This window comes from Novosphingobium sp. ST904 (assembly GCF_001298105.1).
GTDB lineage: Bacteria > Pseudomonadota > Alphaproteobacteria > Sphingomonadales > Sphingomonadaceae > Novosphingobium.
In genome coordinates this window covers 17086-34937 of the sequence record NZ_LGJH01000126.1, presented here as the reverse complement: position 1 = coordinate 34937, position 17852 = coordinate 17086, and the positions used below count along the sequence as shown (strand labels likewise).

General features: G+C 66.5%; 15 protein-coding genes and 3 pseudogenes. 9 read left to right on the top strand and 9 right to left on the bottom strand.

What is annotated here, in order from left to right:
* Positions 1-5: 5 nt before the first annotated feature.
* Both ADT71_RS35515 and ADT71_RS33145 read right to left on the bottom strand, forming a co-directional pair.
* Positions 6-131: pseudogene (locus ADT71_RS35515) on the bottom strand (TonB-dependent receptor plug); the annotation flags it as partial.
* The gene (locus ADT71_RS33145; protein WP_231635676.1) at positions 77-442 is read right to left on the bottom strand and encodes a hypothetical protein; all 366 of its coding nucleotides are present in this window, start codon (positions 440-442) and stop codon (positions 77-79) included. The gene ADT71_RS33145 and the pseudogene ADT71_RS35515, both read right to left, overlap by 55 nt.
* A gap of 328 nt (positions 443-770) precedes the next feature.
* Here ADT71_RS33145 and ADT71_RS07235 point away from each other — a divergent pair.
* The 4 genes and pseudogenes from ADT71_RS07235 (at position 771) to bdcA (ending at position 5172) form a co-directional block, all read left to right on the top strand.
* Positions 771-1432 (top strand): annotated as a pseudogene (locus ADT71_RS07235) (response regulator).
* A complete protein-coding gene (locus tag ADT71_RS07230) occupies positions 1432-2973 on the top strand; it encodes a sensor histidine kinase (protein ID WP_082370207.1) in 1542 nt (513 codons plus the stop codon). The pseudogene ADT71_RS07235 and the gene ADT71_RS07230 overlap by 1 nt, the downstream one beginning before the upstream one ends.
* Positions 2974-3039: 66 nt before the next feature.
* Positions 3040-4353 (top strand): dicarboxylate/amino acid:cation symporter, encoded by a 1314-nt coding sequence (locus ADT71_RS07225; RefSeq protein WP_054435974.1) that lies wholly within the window; start codon positions 3040-3042, stop codon positions 4351-4353.
* A 105-nt stretch (positions 4354-4458) separates the two neighbouring features.
* Positions 4459-5172 (top strand): SDR family oxidoreductase, encoded by a 714-nt coding sequence (gene bdcA / locus ADT71_RS07220; protein WP_054435973.1) that lies wholly within the window; start codon positions 4459-4461, stop codon positions 5170-5172.
* 50 nt (positions 5173-5222) lie between these two features.
* On the opposite strand, the gene ADT71_RS07215 is transcribed toward bdcA, so the two are convergent.
* The 7 genes from ADT71_RS07215 to ADT71_RS07185 all read right to left on the bottom strand — a co-directional run bounded on the left by ADT71_RS07215 (position 5223) and on the right by ADT71_RS07185 (position 11862).
* The gene (locus tag ADT71_RS07215; RefSeq protein WP_165913243.1) at positions 5223-5945 is read right to left on the bottom strand and encodes an energy transducer TonB; all 723 of its coding nucleotides are present in this window, start codon (positions 5943-5945) and stop codon (positions 5223-5225) included.
* Between the two features lie 52 nt (positions 5946-5997).
* A complete protein-coding gene (locus ADT71_RS07210) occupies positions 5998-6504 on the bottom strand; it encodes a biliverdin-producing heme oxygenase (protein WP_231635675.1) in 507 nt (168 codons plus the stop codon).
* A gap of 101 nt (positions 6505-6605) precedes the next feature.
* Entirely contained in the window at positions 6606-7382 is a 777-nt protein-coding gene (locus ADT71_RS07205) for an outer membrane protein (protein WP_231635684.1), read from the bottom strand.
* Entirely contained in the window at positions 7334-9616 is a 2283-nt protein-coding gene (locus ADT71_RS07200; protein ID WP_231635683.1) for a TonB-dependent receptor domain-containing protein, read from the bottom strand. The genes ADT71_RS07205 and ADT71_RS07200 overlap by 49 nt, the downstream gene beginning before the upstream one ends.
* Complete coding sequence (locus tag ADT71_RS33140) at positions 9559-10149, bottom strand: STN domain-containing protein (RefSeq protein WP_231635674.1); 591 nt, start codon at positions 10147-10149, stop codon at positions 9559-9561. The genes ADT71_RS07200 and ADT71_RS33140 overlap by 58 nt, the downstream gene beginning before the upstream one ends.
* Before the next feature lie 119 nt (positions 10150-10268).
* Positions 10269-11270: a FecR family protein gene (locus ADT71_RS07190; protein ID WP_165913241.1), complete on the bottom strand. Its 1002-nt coding sequence runs from the start codon at positions 11268-11270 to the stop codon at positions 10269-10271.
* A complete protein-coding gene (locus ADT71_RS07185; RefSeq protein WP_054435967.1) occupies positions 11254-11862 on the bottom strand; it encodes an RNA polymerase sigma factor in 609 nt (202 codons plus the stop codon). The genes ADT71_RS07190 and ADT71_RS07185 overlap by 17 nt, the downstream gene beginning before the upstream one ends.
* Before the next feature lie 245 nt (positions 11863-12107).
* On the opposite strand from ADT71_RS07185, the gene ADT71_RS07180 reads away from it, so the two are divergent.
* The 5 genes and pseudogenes from ADT71_RS07180 to ADT71_RS07165 all read left to right on the top strand — a co-directional run bounded on the left by ADT71_RS07180 (position 12108) and on the right by ADT71_RS07165 (position 17809).
* Complete coding sequence (locus ADT71_RS07180; protein WP_231635673.1) at positions 12108-12632, top strand: RNA polymerase sigma factor; 525 nt, start codon at positions 12108-12110, stop codon at positions 12630-12632.
* Positions 12601-13197: pseudogene (locus ADT71_RS33135) on the top strand (FecR domain-containing protein); the annotation flags it as partial. The gene ADT71_RS07180 and the pseudogene ADT71_RS33135, both read left to right, overlap by 32 nt.
* Positions 13198-13296: 99 nt before the next feature.
* Positions 13297-13635: a hypothetical protein gene (locus tag ADT71_RS33130; RefSeq protein ID WP_231635685.1), complete on the top strand. Its 339-nt coding sequence runs from the start codon at positions 13297-13299 to the stop codon at positions 13633-13635.
* 91 nt (positions 13636-13726) lie between these two features.
* Entirely contained in the window at positions 13727-16768 is a 3042-nt protein-coding gene (locus ADT71_RS07170) for a TonB-dependent receptor (protein WP_054435965.1), read from the top strand.
* A 75-nt stretch (positions 16769-16843) separates the two neighbouring features.
* On the top strand, positions 16844-17809 hold the full coding sequence (locus ADT71_RS07165) for an alpha/beta hydrolase (RefSeq protein ID WP_054435964.1): 966 nt from the start codon (positions 16844-16846) through the stop codon (positions 17807-17809).
* Positions 17810-17852: the final 43 nt, after the last annotated feature.

Sequence of the window (17852 nt, the reverse complement as noted above, 5' to 3'; positions counted from 1 at the left end):
TCCACCCGCTCCACGTCGAAGAGGTTGAGGTTGGGCGTTACGCCCGAAGGATCGGAACTGGTGCCCGACGGTCCGGTCAGCGGCGTCTCGCCATAGTAGAGGCCGACCGTGCTTTCGCCGGCAGTCTGGATGCCGCGGATCGAGATGCGCGTGCGGCCGGATTCGCCGCGATGAGGTTGAGACCGGGAACCTGCCGCACAATGTCGGCGATGCCGGTGGCGCCGAGGTTCTGAAGCGACTTTTCCGATAGCGCGGTGATGGCGATCGGAGTGTCCTGCACGCGCGAGGCGCGGCGCAGGGCGGTGACGACGATATCGCCCACCCCTTCGGGCGCAGCCTGCTGGGGCGCCGCGGCATCCGCCCCCTGCGCCTTGGCGACACCCGGCAGCGCCAAGGCGGAAACAGATAGGAAAAATGCAGCGCGACCGTAGTGAGTGGCCATGATTGCCCCCTGTTGCAGCCGATCCACGCCCCGCCCGCGCCGTCGCCGGTAATGGGCGATCTTCTGCGCGGAACGGACTGGATTCGGTTCGTTGTCGAGGTTTCCCCTCCCGACACAGGGAAGCTGACGGCACCCACCTGTCACGAAGCTGTCATTGCATGCTGCGCTGCAAAAAGAATCTTGCCCATCGCGACAGGTTGATGACAGGTTCGGTTCACAGAGTGCCGAATCAAACGGAAGAAAGTTGCGCCGGATCAGGGCCGGCGCCCATGACAACAAGACGGCCAACCGGAAGAGGATGCTGCAACTCGTACGAGGGAGTGAGTTGTTGCGTATATTGATCGTGGAAGACGACGAGCGTCTGGCGCGTGGGATGGATGCCTCGATGAGTGCGGCGGGATTTGTCGTCGACGTTGTCGGCAGCGGCGAGGAAGCGCTCGATGTACTGGCCGCCGAAACCTACAACGCGACCATCCTCGACCTCGGCCTGCCGGACCTGGACGGGCTGGAGGTGCTCCAGTCGCTGCGGCGAAGGGGCAATGCCACGCCGGTCCTCATCCTCACCGCGCGCGACGCCGTGAGCGACCGCATCGCCGGGCTGGACCGGGGCGCGGACGATTATCTGTCCAAGCCGTTCCATCCGCGCGAACTGGAATCGCGCCTTCGCGCGCTGATCCGGCGCAGCCAGGGCACGGCGGACCCGGTGCTGCGCGTCGGCGGCCTCAGCCTCGACCTTCGACCCGCGTGGTCGAACTCAGGAGCGCCGTGGTGGACCTGCGGCGGCGCGAACTGGCCGTCCTGGAAACCCTGATGGGCCGCCCTGGCAAGGTCGTCACCAAGCAGAGGCTCAATTCCGAGGTATTCAACTTCGCCGATGCGGTCGCGCCCAACGCACTGGAAGTCTATGTAGGCCGCCTGCGCCGCAAGCTCATGCCGGACGGCCCGACCATTCGCACGATCCGCGGCCTCGGCTACATGTTGGAGGCCTGATGGCCTCTCTGCGATCCCGTCTCACCGCAGCGGTCATGGTGCCGCTGCTGGCTCTGGCGGTGACCTTCGGCGGCATAACCTGCTGGATGATCCAGCGTTCCGGGGCGATGACCTCCGATCGCATCCTCGTCGGTTCGGTAAGAGTCCTCAGCCAGGCCACCGATGCAGACGATACCTTGCGCGATCGGTTGCTGCCGCTTGCGGTCCATCTGCTGCAACGCCGCTCCGCCCCCGTCACTCACTACAGCATCTGGGACGGCGACCGGCTGCTTGCCGGGGAACGCGACCTGGCGCCCCCGCCTCAGTACGATACCCGCACCGGCAGCACGACCAGACGCCTGCCCGCCGCCAGCTTCCCGCGCACGTATCGCAATACCCCGCTCACCGGCGGCTATGTCGACCCGCGCGATGCCGGCGGCGTGATCCAGCCCGCCTACCTTCGTGACGGCCGCCTGCGCGACAAGCCCGTGCGCATCGCCACCGAAATCCGCCGCCTCCACCGCAACGGTCGCGCGGTGGTGGTTCAGGTGGCAGACTTCGTGGACGATCGCTGGGCCTACCAGCAGACCTACTTCCTGCGCGTGCTGGGCGCGGGCGTGCTGATCGCGATGACGGCGGTGCTGCTGTTCTACTGGGCGATCACATGGGGGCTCAGGCCCTTCGCCTCACTTGCCGGGCAGATCGAGACCGCGCGCCGCGAACCACCGCCGCAGTTCCGGCTCAGGCTGGAGGAGAACGCCCCGCGCGAAGCCCGTTTGCTGGCGAATTCGTTCAACGCCCTCCTTGCCCGCACCGAGCGCGCCGTGGATTCGCTGCGCCAGTTCACTGCCAATGCCTCGCACCAGATGCGCACCCCGCTCGCGGTGGTCCGCATCCATCTCGACGTGCTGGAACGCTACGGCCCCGGTTCGCCGCGCGGGGCGACCGCGCTTCAGGATATCGGCAATGCCGTGCTTTCGCTGGAGCGCCTGCTGATGCAGCTCATCGCGCTTGCCCGCACCGAGGAACAGGGCATTGCCGAGGACGCGAGCTTCGATCTTGCCGCCGTCGCCGCCGATCTCGCGCGGCCCGGCGCGCAGCCGGGAGCAGCCAGTCTCGACATCGGCTTCGAGGGGGCTGATGACGGCCCTCTCCGCGCAGCCGGCCATCCCGTGCTCGCGGCCGAGATGATCGGCAACCTGCTGGACAACGCCGTGCGCTACAACCGCCCCGACGGCACCGTTACCGTGCGCGTGCTGCGCCGCGCGGGGCGCGCCCGCGTCGAGGTGGAGGACGATGGCCCCGGCATTGCCCGGCAGGACCGGGAGCGCGTGTTCGAACGCTTCTATCGCGCGCCGACAGAGAACGGGGCGACCGGCAGCGGCCTTGGCCTTTCCATCGTGCGCGCCCTTGCGGAGCGCATGGGCGCGCATGTCCAGCTTGAACCGGGAGCGGGCGGACGCGGCGTACTGGCGAGCATAGACTTCGCGCGCGCGCCGGCATCCGCAGCCACCGAAATCGAACAGGAAGCGCAACACTTCGCCCTCGCGACAGCTTGCTGACAGGGTTTTCGCTCCAGCATCAGCGCCATGAGCCAAGCGCTTCCGGGCGCGGCAACAGGATCACCGATGTCCGCAAAACCTCCTTCGATCAACCCGATGATCGAGACAGCCAACCCGTCCCTCCCGCCTTCCGGCATCCGGCCGCGCAACCGGTTCAAACCGCATCTGCAGGTGTGGCTGCTGGGCGGCTTCCTCCTCGGCATGGGCGGCGGCACGCTGGCCGGGCTGTTCGCCGGAGATTCGCCCGCCACGGCGCTGCTGATGCACTGGTTCGTCAGGCCGGTGGAGCAGGCGTTCCTTTTCGCGCTGTTCCTGCTGATCGTGCCGCTGCTCGTATCCGCGATCGTCAGCGGCATAGCGCGAATCCGCAACATGGCGGGAATGCGGCAACTGCTGGTGTCGACGCTGGCGCACATGCTGGCCGCGTCCGTCGCCGCCGCGCTCATCGGGCTGGCCATGGCCAACCTCTTTCGCCCGGGCGACGTGGTGCCTGCCGAGATCGGCCAGCAACTTCTGGCGGCAAGCCATGCCCCCGCTTCGCCGGGCATGATCGACACGCTGTTCTCCTACGCCGCGGTCGAGCGGCCCATAAAGATCGTCATCATCGCATCGGTACTGGCCGGCATGGTCCTGACCTTCCTGCGCACGCGGCGGACCGGCCACGTTCTGGCGACCAGCGAGCGGGTGTTCGATGCCGGTATGCACGTGCTCGCCCATGTGGCGCGGCTCGCGCCCGTTGCGGTCACCTGCTTCATGTTCGACCTGACGCTCGTGTTCGGCTGGCACTTGCTGCTGTACCTCAGCGCCTATGTTGCGGTGGTAGTGGCGGCGCTCCTGCTGCAGATCGCGCTGACATTCTTCGCCGTCGTCTGGATGCGCGGCGAAGTGACGCCGCTGGCGTTCCTGCGCGGCGTGCAGGAGCCAGCCGTCATCGCCTTCTGCACATCCTCCTCCAACGCCACCCTGCCGAGCGCGCTGCGGGCCGCCGAGCTTGACTTGCGCCTGCCGCCGCGCGTCGCCCGGCTGGTGCTGGGCACCGGAACCATCGCGAACCAGGGCGGCACCGCGATCTACACGGCCGTGACCGTCCTTTTCATTGCCCAGTTCTTCGGCATGGACCTTTCGCTCGGACGGCAGGGCCTTGTACTGGTGGTCGCCGCCCTGGCGGGCATGGGCACGATCGGCGTCCCTGCCGGCTCGCTGCCGACCGTCGCCGCCGTCCTCGCGCTCACCGGCCTCCCGGCAGAAGGCATCGGCCTTGTCATCGGAGTGGACCGGCTGCTCGACATGTTCCGCACGATGGTCAACGTGGTGGGAGACATCGCCATCGCCACCGCAGTGTCGCACGACCGGCGCAAGCGCAGCCTGCCGAAGATGTAGCAGACTGGCGCGTTCTTGTGTTGACGGAATGGATTTCCAAGCCGCTTATCTTGCGGCTCTTCCCCGGAACCAAGGCATCCCATCGCACTCGAAAGGAATTTCGTAATGGCTCGCTTCACTGGAAAGAAGGCGCTCGTCATCGGCGGCAGCCGCGGCATCGGCGCCTCGATCGTCCAACGCCTGGCCGGGGAAGGCGCATCGGTGACATTCACTTACGCCGGATCGCGGGACGCGGCCGAGGCACTGGCCGCGGAAACCGGCTCCACCGCCGTACGATCCGACGCTTCCAACCGCGATGCGCTGATCGCCACTGTCAGCGAGGCGGGCGCGATCGACATCCTCGTCGTCAGCGCCGGTCTTCTGGTCACCGGCGATCCGCTCGAACTCGATCCCGACGCCATCGACCGCATGATCGACGTGAATGTGCGTGCGCCCTACTTCGCCTCGGTCGAGGCGGCACGCTCCATGCCCGAAGGCGGGCGCATCATTGTGATCGGTTCGACCAACGGAGACCGCATGCCGTTTGCCGGAGGCGCGGCCTATGCGCTCACCAAGTCGGCGATCCAGGGCATGGCGCGCGGTCTTGCCCGCGATTTCGGCCCGCGCGGCATTACCGTCAACGTCGTCCAGCCCGGCCCGGTCGATACCGAGATGAACCCTGCCGACGGCGGCATGGCAGAGGCTCTCCACGGCTTCATGGCGCTGCCCCGCCACGGCAAGCCGGACGAAATCGCGAACCTCGTCGCCTGGCTGGCGAGCGAGGAAGCCGGTTTCGTCACCGCGGGGCTCTACACGATCGACGGCGGCTTCGCGGCCTGACCCAAGAGGCGCGGCGCTTTCAGGTGCCGCGCCTGCCGCCATTTCCGGCCTTATTGCGTGAAGAATTCCACCGGAACCGTAAGCCTCTGCGGATCGGGCCTGTCCGCGGGTATCGCAGGCAAGGGCTGAGCCCGGCGGATCGTAGCAAGGGCTGCGCCGTCCAGCAAAGCCGAACCGGACGATCGGCCGATTCTCGCCGAAAGCACGCGCCCCTCGCGGTTCATGGTGAACTGGACATAGGCGATCCCCTGCTCTCCGCGAGATCGCGCCGTCGCCGGATAGCGGCGATATCTTTCCATATGGGAGAGCAGCAGGGCTTCCCACGTCACCTTCGCGTCATTCGCCGCCCGTTCGGCAGGCGGTGCGGGAAGCGATCGCGGGGCGGTGGTTTCCGGAACGGCCTCCGCCACCGAGGCGGGTTCGGCCGGGGGCCGGGCCGGCGATGAGGGGACCGACGGATTGCTTTCCGGCTCCAGCGGCGGCGGGGCCTCACTGCTTTCCGGTTGTGCCTGCGCTTTCTGCTCCACCTGCCTCGGACCTTCCGGCACTTGCATGTCCGGCTCGGGCGGAGCGGCGGGAGGCTTGAATTCGAGCAGCAGCGGCCGGGAGGATTCCGCCGCCGCGGGAACGATCCGCCAGGTCACGAAACCGAGCGCCAGTACGGCAAGGATCAGGAAAGTCGTGCTGCCAAGCCCCATGCACCGGGTCAGCCGGTCCGGCGGCAGGTCGGCATAGCGCGTTCGCCCCGGCGTGGAGTAAGATTCCTCCGCCAACGCGCAGGCTCTTTCGCCGCGCGGCTCCCGGTGGCCGCAGTCGTCCCGTATCTCAGGCGAAGCTGGCATCGGCAAGGGCCTGCACCCGCGCGAAGGCGGCATTGGCTCCGGCAATGGTGCGCGCCTCTTCCCCTTCGGAGAGTTCAACGGCATTCAGCGCGGCCGTGAAGGCGCGCCAATGTGCGGCGGGCCCCTCCGGTGCAGGCGCAAGATGGCGTGCCCCGTGCGTATCCGACATCCCCAGCCTTGCCGCCTCCTTGCGCAGCAGCGCCGCCCCCATGTTCGAACCCTCGGCAACATAGAGCCAGCCCAGCGCGGTGGGCACGTCCGGCTCTGCATCCGGCAGGAAGACCGGCGGCGCCTCTGCCCGGGGGAGCGGAACCTTCAGGTCATGCAGGTCCGCCGCGATCAGCGCCAGCCGCCGCCGCCCGTCCAGCCCCGGCAGCAGCACTCGCAGGCGGGGGACATCGTAAAGCGCATCGATATCGCGGTGAAAGCCATGCTGCATCGTCGCGAAGCGAATATAACCGTCGAGGCTGGCGAAAAAGGCCGCTTCCATGATCGAACGATCCAGCCTGTCATGCGTGGCATGGGTTGCGCCTTTGAGCGGGCGGCGCGGGTATCTTCAAGGGTTCTGGTGGTCATGGGCATGTCCTTCGATCAGAAGCGGTAGCTGACGCCGAGGCGGATATTGTGAAGGTCCGCGTCCGAGCGCACCTTGCGGCCGTTGGCGATGTTCGAGCTGCCCGGGCCGTTGACATATTCCCAGGATACGGTCCCGTCGTCGTGCCAGGTGACGTCGAAGTCGCTATAGGCGATGCTCACGCCTTCGCGGGCCTTTGCGAAGCTGAAGGTCTTCCGCTCGAAGCGGGCGTAACTGTATTCCGCGCGGACCGACCAATGATCGCCGATCGCCCGCTCCACCCCGCCGCCCAGCACGAACCCTTGCCGGTTCTTGCGATCCTCTTCGGCGAAGAGATGCTCCAGCGCGCTGCCGATGCCGCGATTCTGCGCGTCGACGGAACGATACTGGTTGCGGGTCTGCGTTTCGCGCAGCCAGCCGATGCCGCCGGTGCCGTAGATCAGCGTGCGGCCGAGCGAATAGCCCAGCTTGCCGCGCAGGGTGATCATGCGATCCCAGTTGTAGCGCGTGTCCGATTCAAGCTGGTGGTTGTTGCGCAACCACTGGGTCGCGGTGCTTTCCTCCGAAACCGGCACGCCCGACCAACTGCCGAGGTTGCCCGCCGAAATGTCAGCCTCCACGCCCAGCACGAGGTTGCCGGGCAACTGGTAGTTGTAACCGGCGTGGAGCCCGCCCAGCACGTTGCGCATCTTCTGGTCGATGCGGCTGCCGTTCTCGATGTCGGCGGCATTGCCCATGCTGTCGGTCACGCTGCCGCTGGTCTTGCCGAGGCCGTAGCCGAAGTCGGCGCCGATATAGGGCCCGGTCCAGTCGGCAGCATCCTCGTTGGCCCATCCGCTGAACCAGTTCGCCGGCCACAGCGCCGTTTTCGAGCCGAGCTTTCCGGTAAGGCCGATACGGAAGGTCCGCCCCGCGCCGGGATATAGCCCAGGCTCATGGCCTCGGTGTAATAGCGGTCGGTGACGTTATCGAGGCTCCAGTCGAGCGAGAGCGCGTCCGTCACCTTGAACTGCCCGGTCAGGTCCAGCAGCACATAGGGGTTCCACGCGATCGCCGAGATCAGCGGCATGTAGCCGCTCTGCGGGACTTGCGCGCCGACCGCGCGCTTGCCCGTGTAAGTCAGGCGCCCGCCCAGCATGGCGCGCTCGGCCAGGAACTTCTGACTGACCGCGAGATTGGCGGACCACCGGGGCGGGATGTAGTTTGTGGCATAGTCCGAGGCGAGCGAGCTTTCCACGCAGCCCGTGGCCGCGTCCTTGCAAAAGGCGATATGATCGTAATAGGTCGCTCCCGCATCCACCGAGAGGCCGCCGATACGGTAGCTCAGGCTGCCTTCCACGCCCCGGAACTGCGCGCGGTCGATGTTGAACATCTGCATCGCGAAGAACGCCGAGATGTATCGCCGGGCGATATAGCCGTCGATGTCGTTGTCGAACCATGCCAGCTTGACGCCCAGTTCGTCACCGTCCGCAAGAACGCCCTTGCGCGAGTAGTTCATGCCCGCTTCCCAGTTATGGGCCTCTTCCTTGTGCAGGTCGGGGTTGGCGATCATGAAGAAGCCGGTGGTCGCCTCCATCAGCGAGGGCAGACGCGCGGCCTGCTTGTAGCTGGCGAAGAGCTGCAGCCCGTCCACCGGCATGAGCGTGGCACCTAGCGAGAAACTCACCGCGTCCTCGCTGCGATCGAAGATATCGGTGTGGTAAGTGGTGCCAGACTGTTCGTCCTGCAACTTGTACTTCTGGTAGCGCAGGCCCGCATCGAGGCGCAGCCAGGTCATGGGCTCCAGCGCAGCCTGCCCGAACACGCTCGTTTCCCGCCGCGTGCCTTCACGCCCGGGTGCGAGCGAACCGTTGTTATTCCAGCCATCCACTGGGCCGGTCCGCTCCCGCAGGAACGAGGCGCCATAGTCAGCCGAAAGCAGGCCCAGCGGCGTCAACACGCGTGAACCGTTGCCGATGTCCACGCCAAGCCCGTTCACGAAGCGGCGCGTCTGGTCGGTCTGGAGCAACGAGGCCGCGCTTTCGCGAAGGTTCGATATCCAGCCATTCAGCTTCAGGTCCACCAGGTCGGTCGCCGGGTTCCAGCGATAGCGCGCGGTCACGCGGTCGAGGCCGGTGTGCGAGAGCGGATAGGTTTGCAGGACCGTGCCGGAGGCGGAGCCCGTGGAACCGGGATAATTCTCGCCGAAGTCGCTCCAGTAACCGCCGTAGCCCAGTTCGAGCACATGGTCTGCGGCCGGGCGCAAGGTGGCCTTGAGCAGCACCGATTCCGCATCGGTAGAGGTGTTGAGCACTTCCTCGCCGCCAACGAAAGGCGTCGAGCCGTAGCGGTCGTAGAACTGCACCGCACGCTCGCAGAGCGAGGCGAGGCTGCCGGAAGCTGCCCCTGCGGCGCAGAACGCAGAAGGCGTGCCGGTCGCCTCGGGCGCATGCTTGCCGTTGGCGCCGGCATGGTAGTTACCGGTGCGCCGGAACGAATAGCCCGCCACCAGGTCCACGAAATCGCCCTTGCGCGCGAAGACCAGACTGCCGGCGCCGCCCGTGGGCGAGAAGAAACCTGGCCGGTTGCGTTCCCGCGTGGCCGCCAGCGTATCGCCGTTGTAGGACGAGGGCGCCAGCAGCGAGCGGGTCATGTTCGAGCCGGGCTCGGTGCTGTTGTTCGACAGCGAGGCCTTGATGCGAAGGCCCACGGTCTCGCCTTCGGGAACGATGTCGTCGGCGGAAAGAGTCGTCATGCTGACCGACCCACCGATGCCGCCGGCAATCGGATTGCCCATTGAGAGGCCCTTCTCGATAGCGACGTGGCTGATGAAATCGGGGTCCACGAAACTGCGATTGCTGGTGCCCTGATATCCGCGATAGACCGTGGTGCCGTTGATCGCGCCGTCCACTGTCACCGGCACACGGCCCTGCCCCTGAAGGCCGCGGATGTTCACGTCCAGCCCGCCGCTGGTGCGCGCCTCTCCGGAGATCACGCCGGTCGCGCCGCGCAGCATGTCGGCTGGCGACTGGCCGGGATAGGCCTCCAGCGTCTCGCGGGTGATGACGCTGACCGAGCCGGGCGTGGAATAGACGGTGCCTGCCGTGCCATCCCATCCGGCCACCCTGCCATTGCCGCCGCTAGCACCGTCGCCGTTCCCCCACCAGCCGATCCCGAGGCGCCCTCGACACGCAGCGTGCCGAGCTGGACCACACCGGCCTCCGCCTGAAGCGCCCGCTCGACCGTGAAGGTGTTGGCGCTCGTCCGCCGTGCGGTCAGGCCGCTCCCGGCGAGCAGGCGCGAAAGCGCGGCGGCCGGGTTGTGGCGGCCCTTGATGCCCCCGCTCGTGCGGCCTGCCACGAGCGCGCTGTCGTAGACCAGTTCGACCCCGCTCTGCTCCGCGAAATCGTTCAGCGCATCGGCGAGGCTGCCCGCGGCAACGTCATAGCTGCGGGCGGACTGCGCCGCCGCAGGCGTGCTCGCGGCAAAGATGCCGGAGAGACTGGCCGAAGCCAACAGCACGGCCTGGACCATTGTCCGCATTTCGCCCTTGCGCGCACGGCGCGCTTTGGAATTGTCCATCGTCATTGCCCCCTTCATTCACCCGACAATCGCTATTGCGACGCATATTCACAAATGAAGACGAAGGCGGCGCGCGATAGGAAACCTCGAACGTTCAAAAAAATTCGCGGCCTGCAGGATTAGTCGTGCAGGATGGTCACCATCCCGCCGATGCGGGTGCTGCGGATGCCCAGCGACCGGCCAATCGCATCGATCGAACGATCGGGATCGTCGAGCCGGAACACCCCGTTGACCCGCCGCTGCGAAAGGCCGTCCCCCAGCACGAGGATGTAGCCGCTGCGATAGCGGCCAATCTCGCGCACGACATCTGCTAGCGGGCGGTTCACCACGCGGATCACGCCGCGAGTCCAGCCGTCGGTATCGTGGACCGACTGGCCCGCGAGGGGCGAGATCCGGTCCCGGCCATATCCCGCCTCCTCGCCCTCGCGGACGAGACGCGAGACGGCGTTCAGGTCGATGCGCACGCTGTGCTCTGTCACGGCCACGCGGGTCTCATCGCCGTCCAGCCTGACGAGGAAGCGCGTACCCAGCGCCGTGACGGTACCCCCGCCTGCTTCGACCACGAAGGGGCGCGCCGGATCCGGCGCCACCGTGAAGGCCGCCTCGCCGCGAAGCAGACGGATGTGGCGGCCATCGGCGAAGTCCACGGCGACGGCACTGTCGGTATTGAGCAGGGCAATCGAACCATCGGGCAGCGCAAAGCTGCGCCGCTCCCCGGTGTTCGTGATGGCATCGGCACGCAGGCGCAGTGCAATGTCCGCCGATTGCGTGGCGATCAGCAGCAGGACGCTGGCGGCAACGAGCCCCCGCGCCCATCCCGATGCCTTGTGCACCGGCGCGGAAACGCCGTGCTGCGTCCCGGCCGGGCGCCAGCGTGCGAAGCGCCTGCTCCACGGCGCCGTGCCGCGCACCGGGACCGGCGGCATCGTCGTTTCATCGATCGCCCGCCATGTCCGCTCCACGGCGGCGAAGGCGCGGGCATGGCGCGGGTCCTCGGCCAGCCACTGCGCCAGACGCGCCTCGTCGGCTGCGGACATGACACCCGCGACATGGTCACCGAAAAGGCGGGCGGCTTCCTGCCGCATTTCCGGCGTGATCGTCGTTTCAGGCACGTTCGTCATCATCCGGTTCCAGAGCATCCTGCTCGCGGCGCATCCCTACACCGTCCGACGTCTGCGGCAGCACTTCCGAAACCCGCCCCTTCCAGTTTTCATCGTCCAGCCGCTCGCAGCAATGGGCCATGCCCTGCGCGATGTAGCGCCCGACCATCTGGCGGCTGATCCCCAGCCTTGCCGCAATGTCCGTGATCGACACACCCTCTATCCGGTTCATCCTGATGATCTGCTGGCAGCGCGGCGAAAGTTCGGCCAGCGCCGCGGTCAGCCGAGCCAGCGCCTCGCGGTCGAGCATGGCGGTTTCCGCAGAGGGCACGGGCGCCGCGATGTCTCCGGGCAGTTCATCGCCGCTGGTGATGTGTCTGCTGCGCCGCTTGTCCGAGCGCACCATGTCGATCGCGACATTGCGGGCCATGCGGTAAAGGAACGCCTTCTTGTTGGCGATCGGCGGATGATCGTGGACGGCGTGGATCTTCAGCCAGAGCGCCTGCGCCACATCTTCTGCGCCCTCGTGTCCGACCAGTCCCTGCAAATGGCGCAGCAACGACGGACGTTCGCGCAGCAGCAGCCGGAAAAGGGACAGGGCGTTGGTCGTCACCCGCGCCCCCTAGCTTTATTGCGATCAATTCGCAACTGCACGCAAAGCGGTCGCCCTGCCTGCCCGTCACCAGAATTATTTTCCGTGGCCGGAAGGAATATCGCGCGCCGTGTCTCTTACGTGGCAGAACGGGAATCCAATCTCGGCAAATTCGATATTCGGTTGGGGAGGGCGTTACGCCAGGGGAGGCTGAAAAGGAGTTCGCGCGCAGGCGCCGCATCGCGGTCTGGGTCGCGCGCGAAATCGTGCCCCACGAGGCGCGGGTCCGGCGCTGGCTGGCCCGTTCGCGCCTCTCGCCAGAGGATGTCGACGAGGTGATGCAGGAAGCCTATTGCCGCATAGCCATGCTCCCCTCGGTCGATCACATCGACCGGCCGCTGTCCTACATGTTCGCGATCACCCGCAATCTCATGCTGCGCCGGATGAAGCGCCAGCAGGTGGTCGTTCTGGAAGCCTTCAGCGATGTCGAAAGCTGGTATGACGATGAAGCCCCCTCACCCGAGGATCAGGCGTCCAGCCGCATGAACTACGCCCGCGTGCTGCAGATCATCGCCCGCCTGCCCGAGCGTTGCCGCCGCGTGGTGGAACTGCGCAAGATCGAAGGCTGGTCGCAGAAGGAAATTGCCGCGCACCTGGGGATGACCGAGAAGGCCGTGGAAAAGCAGGTCTGGTCGGGCGTTCGCGCGATCCGCGCCGCCTGGGACGCGGCAGAGGCGGAGAACGAGCAACGCCTCACGGGTGCGGAGCGCCGGGAGGCCCGCCCATGGTGAGCACGCACGATCCCCGATCCCGCGAGCGGGAGGCGGCGCACGATGCCGCCGCCGCCTTCGTGGCGCGCATGGACGGCGATGCGTGGAGCGAAGCGGACGAGGCGCAGCTTCAGGCCTGGCTGGCCGAAGACCCGCTTCGCCAGGGACTGCTGCTGCAAGTACAGGCCCAGTGGTATGCCCTCACGCCCGCCGCCGTGCCGGAAGAAGAATCTGCTCCGCCCGCACAGGACGGCGAGGAAGCCGCGCCTGCCCGCCCTGCGCTGCTGGCGCGGCGCGGGCTGCTGGCGGGCATCGCCGCCTCGGCCGCGGTTGCCGTGACCGGCGTGCGCTGGAGCAGCGCGCCTGCCGTCTACGAAACGAAGCTCGGCGAAATCCGCCGCCTGCCGCTGGCCGATGGTTCGGTCATGACGATGAATTCGGGAAGCGAACTGGTCGTCGACATGGCCGGCGCAGCCGGGACATCGAACTTGCGCAAGGGGAGGCCTGGTTCGAGGTCGCCAAGGACGCCAAACGGCCCTTCGTGGTGGCCGCGGGCGACGTCCGCGTGCGCGCGGTCGGCACCGCCTTCTCGGTACGGCGGCGCGAAACCGGTGTGGAAGTGCTCGTCACCGAGGGCGTGGTCGAAACCTGGAGCGCGGCCCCGGCGGGCGGGCCCGATCTGCACATGCGCCTTGAAGCGGGCGACCGCGCCACGCTCAGCGCCCATGCCGTGATCGACTATGAGGCCGGAATTCCCACCTCGGTCGACCGTTCGCTGGCCTGGCGCAGCGGCATGATCGATCTTGACGGGCGCACGCTTTACGAAGCTGCGAACGAATTCAACCGTTACAACGCCCGCCAGATCGTGATCGCCGACCCGCGCATCGCCCGCGAACAGTTCGACGGCCTGTTCCGCATCAACGACCCGGAAGGCTTCGCCGAAGCCGTGAAGGCCAGCCTTGGGATAACGCTGGATACCAGCAATCCCGACCTCATCAGAATTTCTCTCAATTCTTCGGATTAAAACAAATTCAGGGGAAGGATTTTTCGGAGGAATGACTCTCTGACAATACGGGTTCGAAGAAACCCGCAATAAATATTTGGGGTGGATAATAATGCACAAAAACAAAGTGCGTAATGCGCTGTTCGCGACTACGGCCATCGTCTGCACGATCGCATCGCCGGCGCAGGCCGCGGCGCAGACCAGAGAGTTCGTCATTGAAGCCCAGCCTGCCGAAACCGCCATTACCCAGCTCGGCCGGCAGGGAGACATCCAGATCATCGCCGCCCGCCGGCTGACCCACGAAATCCGCACCAATGCCGTGCGCGGCGAGATGACCGTAGACCAGGCGCTGGCGCGGCTGCTCGCAGGAACGGGGCTTTCGGCACGGCGCACCGGCCCGGCGTCCTACGCCATCGTTGCCGGCAGCCGAATGCCCGCCGGCAATCCCGCCCGCATGACCGTGGCGACCGTTCCAGTGGCTCTTGCACCCGCGCTTTCGGCCGAGCCGCCTGTCGCGCTCTCCGCCAGCACGGATGCCGCCCCCGCCGCCGAAGCCATGCCGACCGCCGAGGAAATCATCGTCACCGGCTTTCGCGGCAGCCTCCAGCGGGCCCAGGACGTCAAGCGCCAGGCGATCAACGTGACCGAGAGCATCATGGCCGAGGACATGGCCAAGATGCCCGACCTCAACCTCTCGGAATCGATCCAGCGCCTGCCGGGCGTGACCATCTCGCGCGAGGGCGGCGAAGGGCGCAACATCACCCTGCGCGGCTTCTCGCCGGACTTCACGCGCACCACGCTCAACGGCATGGAAGTGCCCGCCAGCAGCGACGGGCTCGATTCCGGCGGCTTCACGATCAACGCAGGCCGCGCGTTCGACTTCCACGTCTTCGCCTCCGAACTGTTCAACCGCATCGACGTGCAGAAGACCCAGCGCGCCTCGATCGAGGAAGGCGGCATCGCCGGCACGGTCGATCTCTATTCGGCAAAGCCGTTCGATTCCCCCGGCTTCCACGTCGTCGCCTCGGGCCAGGCCGGCTACAACACGGTCTCGCGGAAGGTCGATCCCCGCGCCACGGTCATGATCTCCGACACGTTCGCGGACGACACCATCGGCGTGCTGCTTTCTGCGGCCTATTCCAAGCGCACCGTCTATCAGGAGGGCTTTTCCAGCGTCCGCTGGACCTCGCCCTTCGTTAACGGCGATAGCTGGGCCGATACCGATCCCGAAGTCTCGGGCACCCCCGAGAACTGCGGCGCGGCGGATTCGCTCGACTGCCTCTGGGCCCCGCGCCTCCCCCGCGCCGACTTCTTCGGCAACGACCAGAAGCGGCTCGGCCTTGGCGGCTCGATCCAGGCCCGCCCGCTCGACGGGCTGAAGCTCACGTTCGACGCGCTCTATTCGCAGCTCGACAACGATCGCTACAGCTACAACTCGATGGAATGGCTGCTCACGCACGGGTCTGCGGGCAACTATGTCGGGCAGACCCCGCTTTCGTTCACGATTGCCCCCGATGGCAAGCAACTGGTCGCCGCCGCGTTCGATGACGTCACCTCATGGTACGAGAGCCGCCACCAGACCTCGACCTCGAAGTTCACCCAGTTCGTCTTCTCGGGCGAATACGAGGCGAGCGACAACCTCACCTTCGACGGCATGATCGGCAAGGCCCGCGACAGTGCCGACCGCAGCGAACTGCGCTTCTACGCGCGTTCGATCCCGCACTACTATTCCTATGACTATACCGGCAGCCGCGACGTGGCGGTGGTGGACTATGGCGACTACGACCCCAACGATCCGGAAAACTACATCAACGCGCTGACCGCGGCCAACCGGCTGAACAAGGTGGTGAAGGACAATTTCACGACCAAGGCCAACGCGAAATTCCAGCAGGGCCGCTTCACCGCGCTGGCCGGCGTCGCCTACAGCCGCCGCATGGTGCGCTATTCCGAAGCGCAGGGCGCGCTGCCGAGCTTCGAGCCTCAGGCCTATATGACCGATTTCCCGATCGGCCACTTCGGCGACGGCGTGGTCTCGGGCGGGCTGCCCACCTTCGCCGTGGTCGATTTCGACGCCATCGCCGGCTCGGGCCTGTTCAACGACGGCTACACCGCCAATGTCGCGGCGGGCTGGAAGGTCGTGGAAAAGACCACGGGCGGTTATGGCGAGGTGATGGGCGATTTCGACATCGGTTCGATGACCCTGCGCCTCGATGCCGGGCTTCGCTATGTCCGCACCGACGTGGAATCCAGCGCGGTCATCGCCAGTTCGCCGGTGGAGGTGAAGCGCCATTACGACAACCTGCTGCCCTCGTTCAACGCCGCGCTCAACCTGACGCCCGAGCTCGTCGCCCGCTTCGCCTATGCCCGCTCTATGACCCGGCCCGGCCTTGCCTCACTCAACATCGCCAGCCCGGTGTTCGAATATACCACGCGCACGGTGAGCAACCTCGGCAGCCCCGACCTCAAGCCCTACCTGTCGGACGACTTCGACCTCGGCCTCGAATGGTACTTCAGCAAAAGCGGCCTGTTCGCGGTAGGGCTGTTCCAGAAGAACATCATCCGCTCGCTCAAGACCTCGGTGATCGAACAGATGGTGCCGCAGGAATACTGGGCAGCGATCTATGCCGACCCGCGCTACGATCCTTCCTACAACGCCGATCCCGCCCAGGTGCCCTACACTTTCTACACAGCGGTCAATTCCTCCGACGGGGACAAGGTGAAGGGCGTGGAAGTGACGCTGAACCTGCCGTTCACGTTCCTGCCGGGAGTCTTCTCCAACTTCGGCATCGCGTCGAACTACACCCATGTCACGGCGCACGATTCCACCGGGCTTTCGCCCAATTCCTACAACTTCACCGGCTATTTCGACACCGGCAAGCTGGGCCTGCGCGTCTCGGTCAACAAGCGCGACGACTATCTGCTGAGCGAACCGGGCGGCAACGGCCATGTGCAGGAGCGCAAGTACGGCCCGACGCAAGTCGATCTCTCGGCCTACTACAACCTGACCGAGCGGCTCAGCCTCAACGTGCAGGGCATCAACATCACCAACGAGCGCGAGCGGATCTACGGCACCGGAGACGGCACGCAGTATCTCACCCGCGAATTCTCCCGCACCGGCGCGCAGTGGTTCGTGGGCGCCAGATACCAGTTCTGACGCTGCAAAAGTTGCTCCCTGGGCCGCCGTCCTCCCCCGGACGCGGCCCCTTTTCCAAATTCGAGAAGCTGAAGGATGCGCGATGCCCAAGCTGTTCCGATCCGGCCTGACGTTCGCGATGGCGCTGATCGCCCTGCCGGGCTCGCGCGCGAGGTGGACGAGAGCTATACCGTGGACCAGCGTTTCGCACAGTATCGCGACGTCTACCCCGGCATCGCATGGCCCGCCGTGACATGGCGCGAAGGGCAATCGGTGCTGTTCGATCGCCCTTACAAGACCCTGGCAGCGCGGACGCTCCATCTCGACATCTTCGGGCCGGCGACAGCCAACGGACAGGGCATCGTGCTGGTCCATGGCGGCGCATGGCGTTCCGGCGCGAAGACGCATTTCTACGCGCTTGCCAACCTGCTCGCTCAGCGGGGCTATACCGTGTTCCTGCCCGAGTTCCGCCTCTCGGTCGAAGCGCCCTACCCCGCCGGGATGGAGGACGTGGCGGACGCACTGGCATGGGCAAAGAGCCATGCCGGCGAATTCGGCATCAGCGCCGATCGCATCGCACTGGGCGGTGCCTCTTCGGGCGGACAGATGGCCGCGCTGCTTGCCTATGCGGGACCGGGCGGCCTTTACGGAGAGACGCGCAAGACAAGGCCCAACGCCCTCATCGACCTCGACGGCGTGCTCGATATGGCCGATCCCGAAGCCCTGCGCTTCGAGAATGCGGCAGGCCCCGATTCCCCCTTCGCCCGCTGGCTGGGCGGCAGCTTCGAGGCGATGCCGCAGCGCTGGCGCGAGGCCAGCGCCGCCAGCCATGTGGGGCCGCAATCGCCGCCCACCCTGATCGTCGGCAGCGGCATTGCCCGCTTCACGGTGGGCAAGGACCGGGTGATCGCCGCGCTTGACCGGAACCACGTGGCGCACCGCGAATTCGCCTTCACCGGCGCTCCGCACGACTTCTGGCTGTTCGATCCCTGGCTCTCCCGCACCGCCGGGGAGATCGACATCTTCCTCCGCCGTCTCGCCCCTGCCGAGAGCCCGAAATGACACGCCTCCGCTTTCTCGCCCTGCCGCTCCTCGCGGCGATCGC

What these genes read in the sequence shown, in the direction of transcription:
- ADT71_RS33145 (WP_231635676.1), bottom strand. Translation starts at nt 442, where the DNA reads ATGGCCACTCACTACGGTCGCGCTGCATTTTTCCTATCTGTTTCCGCC.
- ADT71_RS07230 (WP_082370207.1), top strand. Translation starts at nt 1,432, where the DNA reads ATGGCCTCTCTGCGATCCCGTCTCACCGCAGCGGTCATGGTGCCGCTG.
- ADT71_RS07225 (WP_054435974.1), top strand. Translation starts at nt 3,040, where the DNA reads ATGTCCGCAAAACCTCCTTCGATCAACCCGATGATCGAGACAGCCAAC.
- bdcA (WP_054435973.1), top strand. Translation starts at nt 4,459, where the DNA reads ATGGCTCGCTTCACTGGAAAGAAGGCGCTCGTCATCGGCGGCAGCCGC.
- ADT71_RS07210 (WP_231635675.1), bottom strand. Translation starts at nt 6,504, where the DNA reads ATGGAAGCGGCCTTTTTCGCCAGCCTCGACGGTTATATTCGCTTCGCG.
- ADT71_RS33140 (WP_231635674.1), bottom strand. Translation starts at nt 10,149, where the DNA reads ATGGACAATTCCAAAGCGCGCCGTGCGCGCAAGGGCGAAATGCGGACA.
- ADT71_RS07190 (WP_165913241.1), bottom strand. Translation starts at nt 11,270, where the DNA reads ATGACGAACGTGCCTGAAACGACGATCACGCCGGAAATGCGGCAGGAA.
- ADT71_RS33130 (WP_231635685.1), top strand. Translation starts at nt 13,297, where the DNA reads ATGCGCCTTGAAGCGGGCGACCGCGCCACGCTCAGCGCCCATGCCGTG.
- ADT71_RS07170 (WP_054435965.1), top strand. Translation starts at nt 13,727, where the DNA reads ATGCACAAAAACAAAGTGCGTAATGCGCTGTTCGCGACTACGGCCATC.
- ADT71_RS07165 (WP_054435964.1), top strand. Translation starts at nt 16,844, where the DNA reads ATGCGCGATGCCCAAGCTGTTCCGATCCGGCCTGACGTTCGCGATGGC.